This window comes from Bacillus sp. GW823-FHT06A11, assembly GCF_058795355.1.
This window is the reverse complement of record NZ_JBXAHS010000004.1, coordinates 277,369-294,146: the sequence shown is the minus strand read 5'-3', so window position 1 is coordinate 294,146 and position 16,778 is coordinate 277,369. Positions and strand designations below refer to the sequence as shown.

14 protein-coding genes, 1 pseudogene and 2 riboswitches are annotated in these 16,778 nt (G+C 37.1%); of the genes and pseudogenes, 9 read left to right on the top strand and 6 right to left on the bottom strand.

Going from position 1 to position 16,778, the window contains the following annotated elements:
- Window positions 1-240: 240 nt before the first annotated feature.
- The 3 genes from cydA to AC1Q8L_RS20675 all read left to right on the top strand — a co-directional run bounded on the left by cydA (window position 241) and on the right by AC1Q8L_RS20675 (window position 4,304).
- Window positions 241-1,596 (top strand): cytochrome ubiquinol oxidase subunit I, encoded by a 1,356-nt coding sequence (gene cydA, locus AC1Q8L_RS20685; RefSeq protein ID WP_000381975.1) that lies wholly within the window; start codon window positions 241-243, stop codon window positions 1,594-1,596.
- Window positions 1,589-2,614: a cytochrome d ubiquinol oxidase subunit II gene (locus AC1Q8L_RS20680; RefSeq protein WP_000544183.1), complete on the top strand. Its 1,026-nt coding sequence runs from the start codon at window positions 1,589-1,591 to the stop codon at window positions 2,612-2,614. The genes cydA and AC1Q8L_RS20680 overlap by 8 nt, the downstream gene beginning before the upstream one ends.
- 331 nt (window positions 2,615-2,945) lie before the next feature.
- Window positions 2,946-4,304 (top strand): arsenic transporter, encoded by a 1,359-nt coding sequence (locus AC1Q8L_RS20675; RefSeq protein WP_000021123.1) that lies wholly within the window; start codon window positions 2,946-2,948, stop codon window positions 4,302-4,304.
- A gap of 101 nt (window positions 4,305-4,405) precedes the next feature.
- Here AC1Q8L_RS20675 and thiC read toward each other — a convergent pair whose 3' ends face one another.
- Window positions 4,406-6,166 (bottom strand): phosphomethylpyrimidine synthase ThiC, encoded by a 1,761-nt coding sequence (gene thiC, locus AC1Q8L_RS20670; protein ID WP_000814452.1) that lies wholly within the window; start codon window positions 6,164-6,166, stop codon window positions 4,406-4,408.
- Between the two features lie 114 nt (window positions 6,167-6,280).
- Window positions 6,281-6,396: riboswitch (TPP riboswitch) on the bottom strand.
- A gap of 71 nt (window positions 6,397-6,467) precedes the next feature.
- Window positions 6,468-6,539 (bottom strand): annotated as a pseudogene (locus AC1Q8L_RS20665) (L-lactate permease); the annotation flags it as partial.
- Between the two features lie 3 nt (window positions 6,540-6,542).
- Here AC1Q8L_RS20665 and AC1Q8L_RS20660 point away from each other — a divergent pair.
- Window positions 6,543-6,854, top strand: a complete 312-nt coding sequence (locus AC1Q8L_RS20660; RefSeq protein ID WP_098949064.1) for a transposase — start codon at window positions 6,543-6,545, stop codon at window positions 6,852-6,854.
- 481 nt (window positions 6,855-7,335) lie between these two features.
- On the opposite strand, the gene AC1Q8L_RS20655 is transcribed toward AC1Q8L_RS20660, so the two are convergent.
- Window positions 7,336-7,638, bottom strand: a complete 303-nt coding sequence (locus tag AC1Q8L_RS20655) for a hypothetical protein (protein ID WP_000717619.1) — start codon at window positions 7,636-7,638, stop codon at window positions 7,336-7,338.
- Window positions 7,639-8,051: 413 nt separating this feature from the next.
- Here AC1Q8L_RS20655 and AC1Q8L_RS20650 point away from each other — a divergent pair, with 413 nt between their 5' ends.
- Window positions 8,052-8,873, top strand: a complete 822-nt coding sequence (locus tag AC1Q8L_RS20650) for an IS110 family transposase (protein WP_001236333.1) — start codon at window positions 8,052-8,054, stop codon at window positions 8,871-8,873.
- 3 nt (window positions 8,874-8,876) lie between these two features.
- Complete coding sequence (locus AC1Q8L_RS20645) at window positions 8,877-9,200, top strand: transposase (RefSeq protein ID WP_372587752.1); 324 nt, start codon at window positions 8,877-8,879, stop codon at window positions 9,198-9,200.
- Window positions 9,201-9,369: 169 nt separating this feature from the next.
- A riboswitch (TPP riboswitch) is annotated at window positions 9,370-9,485 on the bottom strand.
- Window positions 9,486-9,556: 71 nt separating this feature from the next.
- Here AC1Q8L_RS20645 and lldP read toward each other — a convergent pair.
- Complete coding sequence (gene lldP, locus AC1Q8L_RS20640) at window positions 9,557-11,218, bottom strand: L-lactate permease (protein ID WP_001099307.1); 1,662 nt, start codon at window positions 11,216-11,218, stop codon at window positions 9,557-9,559.
- Between the two features lie 297 nt (window positions 11,219-11,515).
- Here lldP and AC1Q8L_RS20635 point away from each other — a divergent pair, with 297 nt between their 5' ends.
- Window positions 11,516-11,833, top strand: a complete 318-nt coding sequence (locus AC1Q8L_RS20635) for a magnetosome magnetite crystal formation protein family (RefSeq protein ID WP_001014092.1) — start codon at window positions 11,516-11,518, stop codon at window positions 11,831-11,833.
- Between the two features lie 64 nt (window positions 11,834-11,897).
- On the opposite strand, the gene AC1Q8L_RS20630 is transcribed toward AC1Q8L_RS20635, so the two are convergent.
- Together AC1Q8L_RS20630 and AC1Q8L_RS20625 are read right to left on the bottom strand one after the other, a co-directional pair.
- On the bottom strand, window positions 11,898-12,389 hold the full coding sequence (locus AC1Q8L_RS20630) for a metal-binding protein (RefSeq protein WP_001139059.1): 492 nt from the start codon (window positions 12,387-12,389) through the stop codon (window positions 11,898-11,900).
- A gap of 50 nt (window positions 12,390-12,439) precedes the next feature.
- Window positions 12,440-12,805 carry a YkvA family protein gene (locus AC1Q8L_RS20625; RefSeq protein WP_098311965.1) on the bottom strand — a complete coding sequence of 122 codons (366 nt, stop codon included), beginning with the start codon at window positions 12,803-12,805 and terminating at the stop codon, window positions 12,440-12,442.
- A 545-nt stretch (window positions 12,806-13,350) separates the two neighbouring features.
- Here AC1Q8L_RS20625 and AC1Q8L_RS20620 point away from each other — a divergent pair.
- Together AC1Q8L_RS20620 and AC1Q8L_RS20615 are read left to right on the top strand one after the other, a co-directional pair.
- Window positions 13,351-15,279: an LTA synthase family protein gene (locus AC1Q8L_RS20620; RefSeq protein WP_000665343.1), complete on the top strand. Its 1,929-nt coding sequence runs from the start codon at window positions 13,351-13,353 to the stop codon at window positions 15,277-15,279.
- Window positions 15,280-15,790: 511 nt separating this feature from the next.
- Window positions 15,791-16,675: a D-amino-acid transaminase gene (locus tag AC1Q8L_RS20615; protein ID WP_075717958.1), complete on the top strand. Its 885-nt coding sequence runs from the start codon at window positions 15,791-15,793 to the stop codon at window positions 16,673-16,675.
- Window positions 16,676-16,778 lie beyond the last annotated feature (103 nt).

Below are 16,778 nucleotides of genomic sequence, written 5' to 3'. Positions count from 1 at the left end.
TCACATAAACTTCTTGATTCCGAAAAAAACAGAACTTATGTTCGCATAAAAGATTATAAAAGATTCCTGAGCAAAAAACAAACAAAACATGACCAACTATTTATTTCTTTCTATTCAAAATATTACAACATCATATTATCATATTCACTTTTTAAATACATATATATTTTTGGTAGTTTTTTTGAATAAATCTTCCAATTCAATCAGAAAATAATGGCAAAAAAGAAGAGGAGTTTACATATGGATACGGTAACATTAGCAAGAGCATTTTTTGGTTCTTCATTAGCATTCCACATTATCTTTGCAACACTTGGCGTCGGACTTTCATTGATGATTTTTATAAGCGAAATACTCTATCACTGGAAGAAAGACTCCGACTATGCCATTATGGCGAAAAGATGGACAAAGGCTTTTGCTATTCTTCTCGGTGTAGCAATTCCAACTGGAACAATTGTTGGTGTGCAAATCTCACTTCTTTGGCCTGGTTTCGCCAAAATTGTTGGGCAAGTTATCTCTGTTCCCTTCCAAATTGAGATTTTCGCCTTCTTTTTGGAAGCTTTATTCATGTCGATTTACGTATATGCAGCCGATAAACTTCCTCCATTTATGAGATTAATCTCGCTATTTTTCGTCATGCTTGGTGCCACAGCATCCGCCGTGCTTATTACATCAGCAAATACATGGATGAATACACCAGCAGGATTTTCAATGAATCCAGATGGATCTGTTTTTAACGTTGATCCGTGGAAAGCTTTCTTTAATCCGAGTTTTGGCACAAGTGCATTCCATGTTGTTATTACGGCTTATGCAACTGGTGCGGCTGTCATTGCTTCTATCGCTGGATTTAAATTATTGAAGAAAAATTTAAGTACACGTGAAATTGCTTATCATAAAAAAGGGCTACTATTAGGGCTTGTCGTTACATTTATTACAGGCGCTACGATGTGGCTTTCAGGACATGAATCAGCGATTGCCTTACATAAACACTCACCTGAAAAACTTGCATCTGCTGAAGCTTTATTTGAAACGACATCACACGCACCGCTATCCATTGGCGGAGTTGTGGATCCTAATACACTTGAACTAAACTACGCACTTGAAATTCCAAACATGCTTAGCTTATTAGTGGGACTAGACCCTAGCACTGTCGTAAAAGGTTTAAAGGAATTCCCACAAGAAACATGGCCACCATTTTATACACATACACTATTCAACTTAATGGTCGGCACTGCTGCGTTCACCTTTGCAGTTGCAGCAATTGCACTCTTATATTGGTATTTCGTGTACCGAAAAAAGGGAACAGAACTACCGAAGTGGCTACTTTGGGGGGCTGCCGCATGCGGACCAATTATGATGCTCGGTATTGAATTCGGATGGATTTTCAGTTGTAGCGGTCGTCAACCATGGACAATTTATGGTATGCAACGTACCGTCGATGCAGCTACACGCGCTGATTTCGTCGGTCCTTTATTTATTTTGTTCATCATTTTATATATTGGACTCGCTATTTTAACAGTCTTTGTTCTACGGACATTCTTTAGAAGACATCCATTAAAGAATGATTTACAACACCAAGGAGGCGATTCTCATGCATGAGGAAAGTATTGCAATCATCATCTTATGGGCCCTTATTTTCGTATACAGTATACTAGGGTCCATCGATTTTGGAGCTGGTTTTTGGGGCATGGTATACGCAAAACATCCAACGCTCGCTGCTAAACTTGCGAATCGGTACTTATCACCCACTTGGGAAGTAACAAATACGTTCCTCGTCTTCGTCGTTGTCGCATTTCTCGGCTTCTTTCCGAAAGCAGCCTTTACTCTTGCGACAGTAATGTTCGTACCAGTTATGTTAATTTTAGTGCTCGTTGCAGTACGTAGTACATTTATGGTATTTGCTTACTCCTTGCCGAAATATCAGTACCTTCTTCGGGTTATTTCAGGTATTACTGGTCTCTTAATTCCAGCACTATTAATTACCGTTTTACCCGTTACAGAGGGAGCCTATATTACAATGTCTGAAGGGAAAGAAGTACTCCTGTATGGAAAACTTCTTTCTAGCCCGGTTATCTATTGCTATATGCTCTTCGGAATAACGTCTGAACTATTTCTCTCCTCTCTCTTTCTTGCTGATTTTGCGAGAGAACAAAGTTCAGAAGATACGTATAGAATTTATAGAAGAAATGCCATCATCCTTGGTCCTGCAACGCTCGTTACAGCGATCATCGCCCTCGTTGTAATGGATCCTGAAACACATTGGCTTATGCAAGGATTAATAAAGCAATTCCCGTGGTTTACAGTTTCTATTGTTTTATTCGTTATCGGATACTCGTCCCTTTGGTGGACAAACAAAAAGTACAATACACTAGGATATCCTCGTATTGCCGTTTTAGCTGTCGTCGCTCAATATGCATTTGCAAGCTACGCTTACGGCGTCGCGCATTTACCTTATATTATTTATCCTGACGTAACTGTATTTACAAGCTTTACAACGACAGAAACGTTCTATGCACTGCTCATTCTATACGCAATTGGGATTGCAATTTTATTACCAGGATTTATTTTCTTCTGGAATTTATTCTTGAAGGATCGTACTTTTTTGAAGGAAAAATAATATAGTCTTGGGGTCTGTTCCAAAAGGCATTTTGGGATGGGCTCCTTTTGTCATGTTTTGTCGATAAGTCGATATATTTTAAAAATCGCTGATATATTTTGAGTTGCGCCGATATAAATCTCATTTACTACCTTACTACCCAATCAATTTATAGACTCCTATCACAATAGTTATTTCACTACTAATGACACTTGTCCTTTAGCATGAAAAACACATATTCGCTTCATCTCGTTATACGTCTAGTTCTTCTTATTTTTTGCTGAATATACTAAAAATATAACCTTGAGACAAGCTACATCTATTCAAGGGAAAATAGAAAGGTAGGCAAAATATGAGCATTGAAATATGGATTACTATTATTGTATTCTTCTTAACGATGATTGTTATCTTTTGGCGGCCTCGAGGTTTAAATGAGGCGTGGCCAGCAGCAATCGGAGCTGGTATCATCATAATTACTGGACTTGTATCAAAACCAGACGTCATGGATATTATAAGTAAAATTGGCGGTGCTTCCATAACAATATTAGCGACCATCGTCATGGCAGTTATATTAGAAAGCTTCGGCTTTTTCCATTGGTCCGCAGCGAAACTAGCAAATCTAGCAAAGGGTTCTGGACGCCGCTTATACTGGTATATTCAATTATTATGTTTTCTCATGACTCTCTTATTCAATAACGACGGTAGTATTTTAATTACAACTCCAATTTTAATTCTTCTTCTAAAAAATCTTCAATTAAAACCTCATCAGCAAATTCCTTATTTATTAAGTGGTGCTTTAATCGCTACGGCATCTAGTGCACCAATTGGTGTAAGTAATATCGTAAATTTAATCGCATTAAATATCGTTAATATGACTCTTTATATGCATACTGCTATGATGTTTGTACCTGCAACATTAGGCTTATTATTTATGTCATGGCTCATGTATACAGTTTTGAAGAAAAAACTTCCGAAAAAATTGCCTGTTTCTTCATATGATATTGAAGAAATTTTCTTCACGAAAAACTTCCATCCACTAAAAGGAAATAATTCTGTTGATACGAAACAAAAACGGACAAGATTCATGTTAAAAGTATTAGGTTTCGTCTTCCTTATGCGCTGTCTTCTATTCGTTGCATCCTTCTTATCCATCCCAATTGAAATCGTTGCAGTACTTGGTTCACTCGTTCTTCTCATTTGGAGATGGTACTACTTACGAACAAATCCTGTCGACATTTTGAAAAAGACACCATGGCACATTTTAATTTTCGCCTTCTCTATGTACGTCATTATTTACGGACTCCACAACGCAGGATTAACAGCTGCACTTGTACAATGGCTCGAGCCAATTGTGAATCAGCATCTACTCTATGCTAGCTTTGCAATGGGTGGACTTGTATCCATCCTCTCTAACGTCTTCAATAACCATCCTGCCCTTATGATTGGTACAATTACATTAACAGAAATGGGACTAGATCCAGTCACATTAAAAACAATCTATCTTGCAAACATCATTGGTAGTGACATCGGCTCACTATTACTACCAATTGGTACACTAGCTTCACTCATTTGGATGTATATTCTGAAACAAAACAAAATTAAAGTAAAATGGAAAGACTATTTAAGTGTATCCCTTATCGTTATCCCGCTCACAACAGTCGTCACACTATTCCTCTTATTCTACTGGGTACATCTCTTCTTCGCCTTATAAACAACAGAAGCCCCATTTGCTACCGTCTTAGCAAATGGGGCTTCTTCTATAATAAAGTTAGGTACTACAGTGTGATCAATCAAGTAAAGAGGTGTAACATGTTATTGATATAAATGACTACCAGCTTCTTTAAATTCTTCTGCTTTCTCTTTCATTCCTTTTTCAATTGCTTCTGTCGTTTCTAAATCATTTTCTTTTGCATACTCACGAATATCATGTGAAATTCTCATACTACAAAACTTCGGTCCACACATTGAACAGAAGTGAGCTGTCTTTGCCCCTTCTGCAGGCAACGTTTCATCGTGATATTCCATCGCACGTTCAGGATCTAAAGATAAATTAAATTGATCGCGCCAACGGAATTCGAAGCGTGCTTTTGAAAGTGCATCATCACGCTGATGAGCCGTTTTATGTCCTTTCGCAAGATCAGCCGCATGCGCTGCAATTTTGTACGTAATAACACCCGTGCGTACATCATCTTTATTCGGTAAACCTAAATGTTCTTTCGGCGTTACATAACAAAGCATCGCCGTTCCAAACCAACCGATCATCGCAGCTCCAATTGCCGATGTAATATGGTCATAACCTGGTGCAATATCTGTCGTTAGTGGCCCAAGTGTATAAAACGGCGCGCCCTGACAAATATCAAGCTCTTTCTCCATATTCTCTTTAATTAAGTGCATCGGTACGTGTCCAGGTCCTTCGATCATAACTTGCACATCATGTTTCCAAGCAATTTTCGTTAATTCACCAAGTGTTTCAAGCTCAGAGAATTGTGCTTCGTCATTTGCATCTGAAATCGATCCTGGACGTAATCCATCTCCAAGAGAGAACGAAACATCGTACTGCTTCATAATTTCACAAATCTCTTCAAAATGAGTATATAGGAAGTTTTCTTTATGATGGAATAAACACCACTGCGCCATAATCGAACCACCACGCGAAACGATACCTGTCGTACGCTTTGCAGTAATTGGAATGTAACGAAGTAATACACCAGCATGAATCGTAAAGTAATCCACGCCTTGCTCCGCTTGCTCAATTAACGTATCACGGTACACTTCCCACGTTAAATCTTCTGCAATTCCATTTACCTTTTCAAGCGCTTGATAAATCGGCACAGTTCCAACTGGTACAGGCGCATTACGAATAATCCACTCACGCGTCGTATGAATGTTTTTACCTGTAGATAAATCCATAATCGTATCTGCACCCCAGCGAGTAGCCCACGTCATCTTTTCTACTTCTTCTGCAATAGAAGAAGATACAGCAGAGTTTCCGATATTCGCGTTTACCTTCACATGGAAGTTACGCCCGATAATCATCGGTTCAGCTTCTGGATGATTAATATTCGCTGGTAAAATAGCGCGGCCTTCTGCGATTTCCTTACGAACAAACTCCGGCTCTACTCCTTCACGAATTGCAACGTATTCCATCTCAGACGTAATAATGCCATTACGCGCATAATGCATTTGCGTAACATTTGCACCTTGCTTCGCTCTAAGCGGCTGGCGATCCATTTGCGGGAAAACAGGTGTATGTTTCGAAGCCACTTTCACACCGTCATCCTCTGGTTTCACCTCGCGCCCTTCATATGCCTCTACATCCCTGCGCTCCATGATCCAAGAATGACGCGGCGTTGGAATTCCCTTTTCCAGCTCCACTTTATACGCCGGATCCGTATAAGGACCGCTCGTATCATACACACGGACTGGAGGATTTGGGATGCCGTTCGTTTCGCTTTGTTCAATCTCACGCATCGGCACTTTCATGCCTGCGCGTGGTCCATCCACATATACTTTCTTACTCCCTGGTAAACTCGATTTCAATTCAATTTGCTCAGCTGAAACAGACTGTTTCATAACCTTTGTTGCCTCCCCTGTTCGTGACAAGGACGAGATATGGCCAGCGCATGCCAAAATAAAAAGAGCCAGGTCCATAAAAAAATAAGGACCTGGCTCATAAAAGACATCATTATGTAAAGCCGTTAACTTCCCTACGCTGGTACGAGCCAGATCAGGTCCAAAGGGTTAAGAAGATCACGCGCTTCTCTCTCAGCCTACGCATACGTTAGGCACCCCTAGTTTATCACTGATTTAATTTTCAATACTTTCCCATCATACACGATAATCTGAAAAATGCAAAGGTTATTTCTTTTTCTCTTTATGGAATCATCCACGTTAAATAATATACTTGAACATACGTCATAATACCAACAATAATTACGAAGAACACCCTATTGTAAAAATAGTTTATGACTTAACATGGGAGTTTAAAAACATCTTCACCACAAAGAGTGTTGAGAATCTCGACCATTGTATTGAGAAAATTAAAAATACTAATATACAAGAGTTTAAGAGCTTTACGAATGGATTAGCCCGGGATATTGAAGCTGTCAGAAATGCGGTAACTTATGAGAATAATAATGGTCTTGCCGAAGGGAGCATAAACAAGTTAAAGCTTATTAAAAGAATCATGTATGGTCGATGCAAATTCTCCACATTGCGGACAAAGATTCTACTTTTGGAAAGAATGAGACTTTTCAACTAACTCCGGGAAGAACCATTTTTTACTTGCCAAATACATTCATCAGTCCCGTTTGAAAAAGAGCCTTTGTCTCTGCTGCATTTCGCTACAACTGCTACTGTTACCTGCCATACAACCTGCAATAGAGATAGGTAACAATTTACTATACAAGGAACAAAATTGACCTGCTCCTCCATTTAGTGATTTAACTATCTTTATTATTCAGAGCTAAAATTCAAAGAAAAAGCCCTTACATTAATTGTAACGTTATTTCCTTTATATGTTAATTTTTTTGTTGTCTTGTTAGTTAAAGGGGGACTTAGTACAAAAAATAAACGTAGATAGTAGCACGAACACTGTTCTTGTTATAATTAATTTTTTTCAGAACGTCTATAATCCTCTTTTAAAAAATATATGTAAATATAATAAAAAACGAATGATTAATAGAAATATTCTACACCACTCGTTTTTTATCGGACTTCTTTTTACTGTACTTTTATTTTCTTTATGAGTTATTAGAAAAATAATTGTCTATATAAGTCTTTATTTTTTCAAAATTCTTTTCCATAAATAAGATTGCTGGTACTTCAATTATTGGAAGATTATTTTCATTATCAAAAGCTGGACACGGTTTGGGAACTACCAAATAGTCAACTGAGTTTTTATCCCTAATATAATTAATTGAAACATCATAATACTTAGAAAAATATCCCTTCAAATCATCCTGATTCCTTAAAAATGGTAGAGAAAATATTGAACCATAATTTATACCAGCGTCGACAATTAATACAAAGCATATTTTTTTCATGATACACCCTCCTCGTATAATAAGTTTTAAGTTAATAACTGTTCCTTGAAAATTAAATAGTTTTTATCTTCAAGAGCTACATCAAAAAAATGATGTATGGGTAAAATTTAGTCTTGGATACTGGGGGTTTTCTCCAGATAATGGAAGTACGGAAATGGATCCATCGGGAATATACTTACTCCTCCTGTAGTTCGACCACGTTAAAAGACTGTGACCCAGACCAAAATGCACTGCATACGCACAAGCTGTATCGGTTTCCTTCACTTACCTCTCATAGTGGTGGGAGGGTAGCTTAGATGAAGGCAATCATTGAATACTCATACGCGAGGTTGTGGCTATGTTTTGGACTCTAGGGAGATCCCACAGTATCCAAGCTCATTCCAAATACTATTCAAAGAAAGGAGGTCCTTTCTTTGAGATTATTCGTAGCTATTGATGTAAGCTCTGAAAAACTTGATGTATGTTTTCTTGACAGTCATGACACTGTTTTGAAAGAAATTTGTCTTTCAAACGATGTGAATGGTGCCAACGCCATTAAGGAGGATGTTCTCCATTTTCACCAGTTGTACAACTATAAAAAAATTGTCATTGGCATGGAATCTACTTCCGTCTATAGTTTCCATCCTTCCATGTTCCTAACGGAAGATAAGAATTTGAGGGCTTTAGACGTGGAAGTGGTCGTACAAAATCCAAAAGCCATCCATCGGTATAAAAAACTCTTTGAAGAAGATAAGACCGATAAAATAGATGCTTTCCGTATTGCCGATTTTTTACGAATCGGGCGGTATAATAAGTTTCTTATCAAGGAGGAAAAATACGTTGCCCTTCAACGTTTAACACGATCTAGATATCAACTCGTTCACCAGCAAACAGAATGTAAGCAACACTTTCTGAAGAACCTTTACTACAAATGTAATACGTTATCGAAAGAGTTAAATACCTCTGTTTTTGGTGCGACGATGATGGAAATACTCTCAGATTCCCTTTCGTTGGATGAAATCGCAGAAATGGATCTAGAAGCACTCGCTACTCTTCTTCAGAAAAAGGGGAAAGGACCCTTTAGCGACCCGGAAGATTTAGCGAAAACCATCAAGAAAGCCATACGTGACTCCTACCGACTAGGTAAGGTCGTTCAAGACTCTGTGGACGTTGTATTAGCCACTTATGCACGATTGATTCAAACATTGAAAAAACAAATCAAAGAGATAGAAAAAAGCATTACTGCTTTATTCTAAGCCATTCCAGAAGCGAGATATTTAACAAGTGTTCCAGGCATTGGAGTCGTATACGCCGCGGGAATCATTGCGGAAGTTGGACAAATTGAACGCTTTGAGAACGAAGCACAATTGGCCAAATACACCGGTCTTTACTGGAAAAAATCGCAATCTGGAAACTTTGAATCGGAACGAACACCCATGACACGAACGGGAAACCAGTATCTTCGTTATTACATGGTTGAAGCTGCCAACTCTGTACAACTTCGTGAAGCTACTTACCGTGCTTATTATTTAAAGAAATATGATGAAGTTCCGAAATACAAACATAAAAGAGCCCTTGTCTAAAGCCGTAACTAGATTCGCTAAATTGTTTTTCAAATATTGAACCAAGCACTTGACTGATTGCTTGTTGAACAACCCTATCCACTACTGTCGGTATTCCCAATTTGCGCATCTTCCATAAAAAGAGCCAGGTCCATAAAAAAATAAGGACCTAGCTCATAAAGACATCATTATGTAAAGCCGTTAACTTCCCTACGCTGGTACGAGCCAGATTAGGTCCAAAGGGTTAAGAAGTTCACGCGCTTCTCTCTCAGCCTACGCATACGTTAGGCACCCCTAGTTTATCACTGATTTAATTTTCAATACTTTTCCATCATACACTATAATTTGGAAAATTCAAAGTTTATTTCTTTTGTTACTTACGGAATCATCCACGTTAAATAATAAGCCTGAACATAAGTCATAATACCAACAATAATTACGAAGAACAAACTATGCTTCACTGTAAAACGGAACAAATCCGATTCTTTTCCAGCAAGACCAACTGCTGCACAAGCAATCGCAATCGACTGCGGGGAAATCATTTTCCCTGTTACACCGCCTGTTGTATTTGCTGCAACGAGAAGCACTTCAGATACGCCGACTTGCTGCGCTGTAATGGCTTGTAAATTCGAGAACAGTGCATTCGCAGACGTATCAGACCCTGTTAAGAATACGCCAATCCAGCCTAAGAAAGGTGAGAAGAACGGGAATAGTCCGCCAGTTCCGGCTAATGCTAACGCTAACGTAGAAGATAGACCAGAATAGTTTGCGATAAATGCAAACCCTAGTACGAATCCGATAGATAGAATTGGCATTTTTAATTCACTTAACGTTTCTTTAAATGTCACTACTGCATCTTTTACATTCATTTTCAAAATAAACATGGAAATGATACAAGCAATTAAAATCGCCGTTCCGGTTGCTGATAATACATCAAACTTCAGAATTGCCTCGTAAGGCGTTGGTTTATTTACAATTGGTTCTGCTTTCATTACTAGATTATGCAGACCTGGAATTTCAAACTTAAATACAAGACTTGCTAAAGCCCCTCCTGGAGCGAATAATGCCTTAAAGAAACTTTGGCTCCAAATGACTACCATAACCGTTAATACGATAAATGGAGACCATGCTTTTACTACTTTTCCAAACGTTAATTTCGGCATCGATGCTGCTGTCGTTGTTGCTGCTACTTCACTATTTGCTTGCCCGGATTGATAGATTTCTTTCGGCTGCCAAACTTTTAAGAACAGCGCTAAACTAATTAAACTTACAAGTGCCGATGTAATATCCGGAAGTTCCGGCCCTAAAAATGTCGCTGTAATGAACTGCGTAATCGCAAATGAACTACCCGCTACAAGTAACGCAGGCCACGTTTGTCTTATCCCTTTAAATCCATCCATTAAAAATACGATAAAGAATGGAACAAATAATGATAGGAATGGTAATTGATGTCCAGCCATTTGTCCAATTTTATGTGGATCAATACCTGTTACTTGTCCAGCAACTGTAATCGGAATTCCCATCGCTCCGAACGCCACTGGTGCAGTATTTGCAATCAAACAAAGACCTGCTGCGTATAAAGGATTTAACCCAAGACCCGCAAGAAGCGCTGCTGTAATCGCTACTGGCGCTCCAAATCCTGCCGCTCCTTCTAAAAATGCTCCAAATGAAAATCCAATTAAAATAACGAGTAGACGATGATCATTCGTAATCGATAATACCGATGCACGAATCACATCGAATTGGCCTGTTTTTACAGAAATTTTATATAAAAATACCGACATAATAATAATCCAAGCAATTGGCCATAACCCGTACAAAAAACCGTACCCGGTTGCTGCCATTGCCATCATGAACGGCATTTTATAAGCGAATAACGCTACTAAAACTGTAAGTACAACTGTAATAAATCCTGCCACATACCCCTTCATGCGAAAAATCGCTAAAGCTAAGAAAAAAAAGATAATCGGAATAAGTGCTACTGCTGCTGAAATCCAAATATTACCGAACGGATCATAAACTTGTGTCCATGTGTTCATTGTCCTCTCCCCCTAAAGAATCCCCTTTTAAATAAATACAACCTTATCAATAGACTATCAGGTCATCATACCTTTAAGTCTAAAAATAAAAAAACGTTTAAGAAAACGTTTTCAAAAACTTTCATTTATACTGTACCATAACAATTTCTATTAAAAAAGATTTTTTTGAAAATTTTATTATTTAACAGGAAATCTTACAAAATCGTCACGTTCTTGTAATGTTCATCGATAGGAAGTTTGCCAAAATTATTGCATAATAATAGTATAACAACAGAAATTATTCATGAGGTGATATATATGAACGGAAATAAAATATTAGCTGCGTTATCATACTTTAGTGTACTATTTGCCCCTATCTTATTCCCTATTATCGTTTGGATTGTAGGAGACGCTGAAACAAAACCACATGCAAAACGTGCTCTATGGACACACATCATTCCAAGTATCGCTACATTCATTGGCTTAACTATTTTAGGAATTATGGGTCTTGGATCTGATCAACCAGATGTAACACTTGGAATTGGATCAATGATTGTCTTAGCTATTTGCGGAATCATCAGCTTATACTACTTCATCTGGAACATTGTAAAAGGAATTAAAGTACTGAAAGCTTAATTTGAAACAAACGTTTGTTTAAAAAAGGACCCTTGCAAATTGCAAGGGTCCTTTTCCGTTCACTTTATCTTCTGCGTTTCTTCTTTTTTCTCATCATTTTCTTTCGGCGCGTATTCACTTTATCCGCTATAATGTGGAGCGTACTTGCCACAACAATTCCCATTAAGAACGTTACAATTTCAACCTCATGTTTCTTCGCAATTTCTATTAAATTACCATCCAGTGCGATTACATTTAATAGGAATAAAAATGGAGAAAAGACGATTAACATGTACGCGATACGAATCACATCACCAAGTATAATCGTATGCGTAAAGAAAGATCGATGCGGCATTACTTTTTTATAAGGATACCAAAATATACGTAAGAAACCCCATTTGTTATAAGCATTACTGTACGTATCTAAATCTGGTGTTAAAAATGAAGTACCTACTAAAAAACCAATTGCAAAAGTTAATAAAAAATCAAAATTTGTTAATCCATACGAAAAAAGCAAAAACAAAACAACCGGAAGGGATATTAAGTTTATTTTCGTATGCGTTCTTCCTGATGGCATAATGCACTTCCTCGCTTACGTTCGTCCTGTCACCTTATGACAGGTTTCACCTATTGACCTAATTTCTGATCGATAAATGTTGTGTCTATATCCGAACCAAACCATTCTGCCAACTTCACTCGTGCCTTATCTTTCACATCTTCATTGACGTATAACGACACCTGTATTAGTGGGGCCGTTAACGCCCCTAAATCATCCGTATAGCCAATTCCAGCAATGAAATCTGGAATCGCATCAATCGGTGCAATAAAATAAGCAAGTGCTCCAATTACAATAATTTTCACTCGCTTTGGAACATCGGGTCTTTGCAAAACGTAAAACAGTAATAAACTTGTATAAATGACCGACTGCCCTGCTTGCTTTGCAACATGTTTTACTTTCTTCCAAAACGCTTCAACTGAAAATTTTTGTTTCATGTAAAAGCCTCCCTATTTTTAAAAAGAAATAAGCTACAATATGTTATCAGTAAAAGTTCATAGAAATTACACAAAACCTATCAATGAACTTTCATTGTAACAAACAAACTAAAAAAGAACAAGTGTTCGTTAATTTTTACACAATTTCCTTCATATAATAGATTTCTAGATAACCCTTACCCATCTTCGTTTCTTATTTCTCAACAAAGAAAATTTTCACTTCCACTTAACATTCTGCTCTATCTTTGTTATATTTTCTAGTTGACGGACATATAAACGAATGTTAAAGTTTTCTCTGGTAGTGACAAATCTTATACAAAAAATGTAAAATGTTATAGTGTTTCTCAGAAATGAATTTTGTTGTATAATACAGAAATGACGTTATGCTTATGAGCAACAAAAGAAACCAAAAGGGTATGCATAGTTATAGTCGTATATGGGTGAATATAGAACCTTTAATTATGGCCAAGAAAACTATGTATTTTTTATTTTAGCATTTTTCGCTCCAAAATCGACCAAGCCTGATAGAGAAAGGGTGGAAATGAATGAAAGAAACCTTGAAATCACAATTTCAAAATGTGCGTTTCACTGTATTCGTAGCATTAGCCTTATGGCTGAAAACTTACATTATTACACGCACAAGCTTTGATTTAAAACTTGAATCTTTCATGCAAGAATTCATTTTATTCCTTAGCCCATTAGCAGCATCATTACTGCTTGTTGGTCTTGCATTATTTGCAAAAGGGAAAAAACGTAACTATATAGCACTTGGAATTAATTTTATCTTAACAATCGTTCTTGTTGGTAACGTAATGTTCTACGGATTCTACAATGACTTCGTTACTTTACCAGTACTCGGACAAACATCTAACTTCGGAAGTTTAGGTTCTAGTGTGAAAGAATTATTTAACTACAAAATTATTCTTGCATTTGCAGACATTATCATATTCTTCGTTCTATTGAAGAAAATGAAAAACTTTGCACCTACAGAGCGTGTAGCACGCCCGATGCGTTCTCTATACTTCGTATCAACAGTTGCTATTTTCTTCGCAAACTTAGGACTTGCAGAAGCTGAACGCCCAGAACTATTAACACGTTCATTCGACCGCGTTATGCTTGTTAAAAACTTAGGATTATATGTACACCAAGTATACGATCTTGGCTTACAAGCGAAATCAAGTTCACAAAAAGCATTCGCTGACGGTAGTAAATTACAAGAAACAGAAAACTACGTGAAAACTACACAAAGTAAACCAGATCCAAATATGTTCGGTACTGCAAAAGGGAAAAACGTAATTGTTGTCTCTCTTGAGTCATTACAAACATTCTTAATTGGCGCAACAGTTAACGGACAAGAAGTTACACCATTCTTAAACCAATTTACGAAAGAAAGTTATTACTTTGATAACTTCTTCCATCAAACTGGGCAAGGTAAAACATCTGATGCTGAATTCCTAGTAGATACTTCTTTATATCCACTAGACCGCGGTGCTGTATTCTTCACACACGGTAACAATGAATATACAGCAACTCCAGAAATTTTACGTCAGCAAGGGTATCACACGTCGGTATTCCACGCAAACAACGCAACATTCTGGAACCGTAACATTATGTATCCAGCACTTGGTTATGATCGTTACTACAACGAGCTTGATTACAAGATTACGCCGGAAACAAAATTAAACTGGGGATTAAAAGATATCGAATACTTCGATCAATCTATTGATATGTTGAAAGAAGTGAAGCAACCATTTTATACTCGCTTCCTTACTTTAACGAATCATTACCCATTCACTTACGATGACAGTACAAAATTAATCGACGAATATAATTCTGGTGATGGAGTATTTGACCGTTACATGGTAACTGCTCGTTACTTAGACGAAGCAATGAAACACTTTATTGAGCGTCTAAAAGCAGAAGGTATTTACGACAACTCAGTAATCGTATTCTACGGTGACCACTACGGTATTTCTGAAAACCATAACCGTGCAATGGCACAGTTCTTAGGAAAAGAAGAAATCACTGCATTTGACCATATGAACTTACAAAAAACACCGATGTTTATTCACGTTCCAGGTCAAAAAGAAGGTAAAACAATTTCGAAACCAACTGGTGAAATTGACATTAAACCAACTATTCTAAACTTACTTGGTGTAGATTCTACAAATGACGTTCGATTCGGTCATGATGTATTCTCACCTGATAATAAAGGATTTGTTGTTCTTCGTGACGGTAGCTTCGTTACAGATAAATACATGTACACAAACAGTACATTCTACGACCGTGCTACTGGCGAAGTTGTACAATTACCGAAAGAAGAATCTCAACCACTAATTGATCGTGCCCAAAATGAATTGAACATGTCTGATAAAATCATTGAAGGTGACTTACTTCGCTTCTCTGAAAGTAATAAGATCAAAACTGGTGAAGTAAAAACAGCTATTAAAGAAGAAAAGAAGAGCGCTGAGTAATCTCAGCCTCTTTTTTTATTTTCTTCCATACAACTACTTATATTCATTAACTTTAAAATTACATAACCTTTACCAAATATTCACATAGTGTTAATGAAGAATCTCTATAATAAAATATGTAAACAAGGTTCTACATATTTCTTATCTCTCATCTTTCGTAAGATCCCTTAAAGAAATGTGTAAATCTTTTGTTTCTACTTTCTTATAATTGTCTTTCAACATGTTTTGTTTCCATACACAAAGCATTCAACGAGACAATGTCCCTATGAAAGATAGCTACCCTCCTTGTGCAGCATTCCATAAGAATGTTGCTTTTTTTTATCTAAAAGCAGGATTCTCATTCTTATTTTCGAATTTGTATATACAAAATGCTGTAAAGTGAAACTTTAATCAGCCCTCACCAATCGGGCATTTACGGGCATATGTAGAGAATTACTTACATAAAAATTACTATAGTGATTCTTATCTCGCATGAATGAAAGTTTCACGTTACTTACGTACTTACGAAAGGATGGGACGGAAATTGGCATACGAAAAATTTGTACTTTGGAATGATGAAGTTATTGATACAACAAAACAACAAACGTACATAGAACTTGAAGAAAGAGGTTTGCAGTTCGGAGATGGTGTCTACGAGGTTATTCGCCTATATAAAGGGAACTTTCACTTATTAGATCCGCACATAACGAGATTATATCGATCCATGGAAGAAATAGAATTATCGCTCCCTTTCTCAAAAGCTGAACTCATCACTTTACTTTACAAATTAATTGAAAGAAACCATTTCCACGAAGATGGCACAATTTATTTGCAAGTATCTCGCGGTGTACAAGCTCGCACACATATATTTTCATATGACAACCCTCCGACCATTTATGCCTATATTACAAAAAAAGAAAGGCCAGCGTTATGGATCGAATATGGTATACGCGCTATATCAGAACCCGATACACGATGGCTACGCTGTGACATTAAATCATTAAATTTATTACCAAACGTACTAGCTGCTACGAAAGCTGAACGGAAAGGCTGTAAAGAGGCACTTCTCGTAAGGAATGGTATTGTAACGGAAGGAAGTCATTCCAACTTCTTTTTAATTAAAAACGGAACCCTTTACACACATCCAGCCAATCACCTTATTTTAAATGGCATTATTCGTCAATATGTCCTTTCTTTAGCGAATACTCTTCACATACCTGTACAGGAAGAACTTTTCAGCGTTCGTGACGTTTATCAAGCAGATGAATGCTTTTTCACAGGCACAACGATTGAAATTTTACCAATGACCCACCTTGATGGAACCGCGATTCAAGATGGGCAAGTTGGACCTATCACCAAAAAACTGCAAAAATCTTTTAATAAAATCTTGTTACAATCCAATATGTCATCTTCTTAAACACGAATAATTTCTGTCCTTTCATATTCAATATATGCATTTAAATGGAAATCAAGGTGTAAATTTATGCCTTGATTTTTTCTTGTAATCTTTTTGTCATATT

Coding starts and splice junctions, on each gene's coding strand:
- cydA (WP_000381975.1), top strand. CDS start 241: ATGGATACGGTAACATTAGCAAGAGCATTTTTTGGTTCTTCATTAGCA.
- AC1Q8L_RS20680 (WP_000544183.1), top strand. CDS start 1,589: ATGCATGAGGAAAGTATTGCAATCATCATCTTATGGGCCCTTATTTTC.
- AC1Q8L_RS20675 (WP_000021123.1), top strand. CDS start 2,946: ATGAGCATTGAAATATGGATTACTATTATTGTATTCTTCTTAACGATG.
- thiC (WP_000814452.1), bottom strand. CDS start 6,166: ATGAAACAGTCTGTTTCAGCTGAGCAAATTGAATTGAAATCGAGTTTA.
- AC1Q8L_RS20655 (WP_000717619.1), bottom strand. CDS start 7,638: ATGAAAAAAATATGCTTTGTATTAATTGTCGACGCTGGTATAAATTAT.
- lldP (WP_001099307.1), bottom strand. CDS start 11,218: ATGAACACATGGACACAAGTTTATGATCCGTTCGGTAATATTTGGATT.
- AC1Q8L_RS20635 (WP_001014092.1), top strand. CDS start 11,516: ATGAACGGAAATAAAATATTAGCTGCGTTATCATACTTTAGTGTACTA.
- AC1Q8L_RS20630 (WP_001139059.1), bottom strand. CDS start 12,389: ATGCCATCAGGAAGAACGCATACGAAAATAAACTTAATATCCCTTCCG.
- AC1Q8L_RS20625 (WP_098311965.1), bottom strand. CDS start 12,805: ATGAAACAAAAATTTTCAGTTGAAGCGTTTTGGAAGAAAGTAAAACAT.
- AC1Q8L_RS20620 (WP_000665343.1), top strand. CDS start 13,351: ATGAAAGAAACCTTGAAATCACAATTTCAAAATGTGCGTTTCACTGTA.
- AC1Q8L_RS20615 (WP_075717958.1), top strand. CDS start 15,791: ATGGGACGGAAATTGGCATACGAAAAATTTGTACTTTGGAATGATGAA.